Here is a 5,701-nt window from a genome sequence, read left to right as displayed (position 1 = left end):
TTATCCTCAACTCTTCTCGCTTCTTATACCATATTGCCCTAAAATATTAACCTAATTTGAGATTAAATCATGCTCCCTACCTTATGGGTAACTCTGAGATGGGCACAGCATCAATCTGTGAAAGGGGGTATAGGTATATGTAGTTATGTCTACTGATAGTTCTGTCTGGCGTTTAATCCCTCTGACTGAGGCTTCGGGGCGGCTGCAAATGGCGATAGATAGCTGGTTGCTATCACAACATGATCAAGGTTGTCATCCCTCGACATTGCGGTTTTATACTTGGCAACCTGTAGCCATTTCTCTGGGTTATCATCAACGGCGCTGGCCGGAATTTTGGCATGATTTGCAATGGCAGAATCAGCCTATTGAATTGGTGCGCCGCCCTAGTGGAGGACGGGGGGTACTGCATCAAGGGGATCTGACTTATGCGGTGGTGACTTCGGGGTTGTCTGGATCGCGATCGCAAATTTACCAATACATTAGCGAGTTTTTAGTGAGGGGATGGCGAAGTCTAGGATTTCATCTCGATTATGGTTCTGCGGGACGGGGCTATATTCATCATCCTGACTGTTTTGGGACAGCAACCGGAGCGGATTTAGTCCTAGACAATGGTTATAAACTGATTGGTAGCGCTCAACTGTGTCGGGGTCGGGCGGTGCTTCAACATGGGTCTATGCGTTTAACTCCTGACCCGGGTCTACAATCCCAAGTATTTGGGACTGCTATGGCATCCCCACCATTGCTATCTATGGAATTACAAACTGTCATAGATGCTTTAATTATGGCGGCTACGGATAGCTTTGGGATTCAATTAGACACCCAACCCTTAACGGAGGCTGAATGGGATCAGATCGCCAAATTTGCGCCTCAATTCTCGGTGTAGGAGGCGGCGGTTTTAGCGATCGCATCTAGGGGAAGTCCAGGGGGATAACTACCATCTTCTTTGATCCGTTTAATATTAGCTTCGGGAATAGGAACTCTGAGAGATTTAGCCACGGCCCTAACGACATCCCCACGATCTATTATGCCTGAGACGGCTCCGGCTGGGGATAAAACTGTGATTCTAGGAAGTCCTTGGGATTCCATTTGGTTAATTACTTCCACCAGTAGGGCTTTTTCTGGGACTGCAATTAACTGATCTAGAGGTGTGACAATATCATGCAAGGTCTGCGTTTCCCATTGACTACGTTCGACCATTCGCAACTTGTCCACAGACACTAACCCCCGATAGCGACCGGACGAGGCGGCAAAAAATACTGGAATGGAGGAGGGACAAATCAAATAATCATCGGCAAATTGTCGCAGGGTCATCTCGGCATCAATGACTCTAAATTCACGGGTCATCACATCACTAGCTTGAATTTTGAGCAAGACTTCCTGCAAATCGCTCATTCGCGAGTAGGAACTAGCGTTACGGATGACGAACAAACCAATTAAGGCAATCCACAAACCGCTATAGTTATTGCCTGCGAATAGGGCAAATAGACCTAGGAAAATTGCCCCCCAACCCAGAAATTGTCCGCTTCTGGCGGCCCAACGTACTCCAGCAAACCGACTTCCGGTAATCTGCCAAACTGTGGCTTTTAGTACCTGTCCACCGTCTAGGGGTAAACCGGGTATTAAATTAAATATGGCTAGGACTAGGTTAATTTCCCCAATCCGTTGGGCAATTTCTCGCACCAGGTTGGGTTCTGGTAAACTTTGGGCTAATGCGGTTAGTAGAAAAAATAGGGCTAAACTGACTAGGGGACCGGCGATCGCTACTTGGAAAGCCTGACCGGGTGTTTTTGATTCTTTCTCAATGGAGGCAATACCTCCAAACAAAAATAGGGTGATGGAATTGACCTGAATGCCTTGGGATTTGGCAATCAAGCTGTGTCCTAACTCGTGGAGGAGAACAGAAGCAAACAGCAGCAGCGCGACTGCTAAACCTGCGCCCCAGGATAATAGTTCTCCCCATTGCAAATATTCCTGACTATTGAGTAATGTCACCAACACGACGATGACAAACCATGAGGAGTCGATATACAGTGGAATACCAAATATCGTTCCTATCCGCCAACCTGCCTGCATGAATCCCTCCCTTGAATCCCTTGCCGTGATTACAGACAAGGTATACGTTATCTTTACCGGGGGGTTAATTACTTTCCCCCTCTTCCAGTGTAACAGATACATTTAACCCAGAAAAAGCTGGCTATAGTTACGAGTTATGGCCTCACCCCTGCTGTACAAGCCATGGGGAGTCAATAGGGTTAATTGAGCAATTAAGGCTACAGGAAGATGCGGTGAATGTTTAGGCGATCGCCAACTTGAGTTAAGTAAGGTTGGTAAAGGGTTAATTTTAATTGTATTTACCCACAGTTAAGGGGTAATTAACCTTGGCTATCACACCAGGAAATTAGGGAGCAAAATGCTCCCATTACTGCTTGTTGGTGACTAACTATGGCTACTACAGGACTCCAGCATTAGCCAAGCCGAGGATGACACCTGCACCGAGGAGATGGCCTAAGCTGGCGGTGGCGAGGAGTTCGGGAAAACCAAACCCAGTAAAAATGCGGGGTAAGGAAACGGGAAGGGCGGGACCTTTGCCACGATTTTCTTTAGAGATGCCATAATAACCAATGACAATGGCAAATACATTGCACAAAATCATGATAATTGCCACGCTAAAAGACCACTCAACAGTCTGACCCGTTGTACTTTGCACGCCCAAAAACAGGTTTAAATTGCTCATTTTTTGCTCCTAAATCTCAGATTTTTAGTAAACAGCATTTTAATATGTAATTGGTAAAATCGGCAAGCCCCAATTCCTCAAAGTCTCTGGCTAAGGCTAATTATCGGAACTGGTCTTGATAGGAATCACTCAAAAAATGTCGCCCATTATATCTCAAAAATGCGGAGGGGCAAGGTTTTGTTTTAAAAATTAACAAACCTGGCGCTGAGACCAGGTAGTTAATTGCTAATCAAGGTTAAGTTATGATGGCATTAGGTATGTTAAATGAGGGTTGATTAGCCCCAGGGAATTACTTACCATGAAAAACTATAAATTGTTTGCAACTCACGGGCGTAGCATAAAGAACCAGGAAGGCTGGAAAAGGGGAAAGCCTGACGTTTTAATTGCCCCTTGAGACTGGTTAAAGGGTCATTGCCGGAAGCAATTAGAAACTCCAACCTTTGCAAATCTGGTAAAGCGACAATATGATCAAGTATCTGTTGGATAGCATTGACATAGGGATGGTCAGGATATTGATACCAGTCGGGTGATGCCAATAATGGTTGATCAAGACCGAGATGAAAAACTAGGTCTGCTTGACCAAATAAAGCCACAGCGACGGGACGAGTTTCTTCCTGAATTAGCAGGTCATAAGTATGGGCGATATTCTGTAACTTTTCCATGCGATCGCCATAGGAATAAAGTTCCGCTGCCGACTTGAGGACCGACATAGTAGAAGGGATAAAAGTTTCCCCCATTTCCTCTGCTGCTTCCCAAGTGGCTTGGGGTGAATGATGCCATTTAACCGCCACTGTAACCAAATAGGTTTGCAGTAAAAGATGACCTAATTTTTGTGCCTTAGTTGCCAGATACACAGAATTATAATCGGTGGCCTCAATCAATAATGGGACGCGATCGACAATCTCAATACCATAACCCTTGAGTCCCGCAATTTTACGAGGATTATTAGTGACTAGGCGGATCTGTCGGACACCAATATCATTAAGAACTTGCGCCCCCATGCCATAATTGCGTAGGTCAGGGGGAAAGCCGAGGCGTTCGTTAGCCTCGACGGTATCCAGCCCCATATCTTGCAGAGAATAGGCTTTAAGTTTATTGATTAAACCAATACCGCGCCCTTCTTGTTTGAGATAAACTACCACCCCAGCTCCAGCATGGTTAATCATTTTTAAGGCCGTTTGCAGTTGCATCCTACAGTCGCAGCGTAGAGAACCGAAAGCGTCCCCCGTTAGACATTCAGAGTGAACCCTAACCATGACCGGAATATCACCAAATGTAGCCGGATCTCCTTTGACGAGGGCGACGTGCTCGCTATTATCCTGGGTGTTACGATAGGCATAAATGAGAAAATCCCCGAATTGGGTGGGAAGTTTGGCCACGGCTTCGCGAATAATAAAGCGATCGTGCTGTAGGCGATAGCTAATTAGGTCAGCAATGCTGATCAACTTGAGATTATGGGTTTTAGCATATTCGATCAATTGTGGCAGTCGCGCCATAGACCCGTCGGGGTTTTGAATTTCGCAAATCACCCCACCCGGATATAAACCCGCCAGTCGCGCTAGGTCTACGGCTGCTTCTGTATGACCAGCCCTTTCTAGCACTCCCCCTTCTTTAGCCCGCAGGGGGAAAATATGACCCGGACGACGCAGATCCTCTGGTTTAGTCTGGGGTTGGATCGCCACTTGAATAGTCCGGGCGCGATCTTCGGCAGAAATTCCGGTGCTGACTCCCATTTGGGGGGAAGCGTCGATGCTGACCGTGAAGGCGGTTTGGTTGCTATCGGTGTTTTTTGTCACCATTAGGGGAAGATCGAGTTGGTCGAGGCGATCGCCTGTTAGGGCTAAACATATTAATCCTCTGGCTTCCACCGCCATAAAATTAATCAGGTTGGGCGTAGCAAAATTAGCTGCACAGATGAGATCACCTTCATTTTCCCGGTGTTCATCGTCCACAACCACGATACAGCGTCCGGCTTTCAAGTCGGCTAAAGCATCTTCAACGGGATCGAATTTAAAAGGGGGGGTGGAAGTTGGTTCGGTCACGGAATCCTAAAATTAGCTATAAGTCTTGGAACAAGCTGATTAACCATTCTAACTGTTTTTCTATCCTACACTCAAACTTTCAACAGTAAAAAGCCCCGCTTGACCAACAAATCAGCGGGGCCTTTATAAGCCAACCTTTAAAGTAGGATTATCGCATATCCCACAGAGCCTTAAACAAAGTCTCAGCCTGCTTTCTGGATGTGGCATTCCTGGCAGCCTTGAGCGCCGCCCCAGATACTTTGTTCCCTTTGTGGTACGCTCTAGTAATCCGTGCGAGACGTTTAGGCATCAAATAGAGCTGCAATGAATGCTTGAAATAACAGCAAGCGTGAGGGTTCCAGCCCCTTGGTTGGATATAAGGGAGTCTCCCCTGAGCGACCTCATAACTGTTTATATGTCCCGACTTTTTGTATCATTTTGATACCAAAACCAGGCAAGGAACCCAGGGTCAACATACGTTGTTACAATTCTTAACAGTTTTGTAACAAACGTTGAGGGTAACGGCGATAGCCACCCCCGGTTTGAGAACTCATAACTCTAGGACTAAAGCGGGGAACGGAAGGCGTGAGATCAAACCTACTATCAAGACGCGACCACTGCCAACCATCCATGATTAAGGAAATCTGAATGTCTGACTTGAACCATCGCAATGAGCAGGTAGCGAAATAGGTTGAAACGCTACACCCAAAAGGGCAAGGGGAAAAGTAGGGGTTTGGATGAGACACCTACATAGACCTTTAAAAGTACCCCGGTGGATAGGAAAAATCTAAAGATGGAATGCCCATATAAACAGAACGTTTTAACCCCTCTAAGGCTCTGGGTATCTGGTCGAGGTATTCATGGTAGTACTAAAGAGGTAATGATGCGTTGTAGTGATGGATAAAATACCAAATGCCACCAATGTGATTCTGCAAACACTTGGAAA

5 protein-coding genes are annotated in these 5,701 nt (G+C 46.2%); 1 reads left to right on the top strand and 4 read right to left on the bottom strand.

All coding sequences use genetic code 11. The features are described 5' to 3' along the window. The first annotated feature begins 145 nt into the window (after nt 1-145). Complete coding sequence (locus tag ACTIE0_RS22255) at nt 146-883, top strand: lipoate--protein ligase family protein (protein WP_006626273.1); 738 nt, start codon at nt 146-148, stop codon at nt 881-883. On the opposite strand, the gene ACTIE0_RS22250 is transcribed toward ACTIE0_RS22255, so the two are convergent. From ACTIE0_RS22250 to ACTIE0_RS22235, 4 genes are all read right to left on the bottom strand, one after another. Next, nucleotides 868-2,073, bottom strand: coding sequence for a site-2 protease family protein (locus ACTIE0_RS22250; RefSeq protein ID WP_006626272.1), 1,206 nt, complete (start codon nt 2,071-2,073; stop codon nt 868-870). The genes ACTIE0_RS22255 and ACTIE0_RS22250 overlap by 16 nt on opposite strands. 376 nt (nt 2,074-2,449) lie before the next feature. Next, complete coding sequence (gene psaK, locus ACTIE0_RS22245) at nt 2,450-2,734, bottom strand: photosystem I reaction center subunit PsaK (RefSeq protein ID WP_006626271.1); 285 nt, start codon at nt 2,732-2,734, stop codon at nt 2,450-2,452. Nucleotides 2,735-3,027: 293 nt separating this feature from the next. Further along, on the bottom strand, nt 3,028-4,776 hold the full coding sequence (ribBA, locus tag ACTIE0_RS22240; RefSeq protein WP_006626270.1) for a bifunctional 3,4-dihydroxy-2-butanone-4-phosphate synthase/GTP cyclohydrolase II: 1,749 nt from the start codon (nt 4,774-4,776) through the stop codon (nt 3,028-3,030). 148 nt (nt 4,777-4,924) lie between these two features. Beyond that, nucleotides 4,925-5,065, bottom strand: a complete 141-nt coding sequence (locus tag ACTIE0_RS22235) for a hypothetical protein (protein ID WP_231296401.1) — start codon at nt 5,063-5,065, stop codon at nt 4,925-4,927. Nucleotides 5,066-5,701 lie beyond the last annotated feature (636 nt).

This window comes from Limnospira sp. (assembly GCF_051859755.1).
Taxonomy (GTDB): Bacteria; Cyanobacteriota; Cyanobacteriia; order Cyanobacteriales; family Microcoleaceae; genus Limnospira; species Limnospira fusiformis.
Note: the sequence above shows the minus strand (reverse complement) of the source record. Positions and strands in the feature narration are given on the sequence as shown.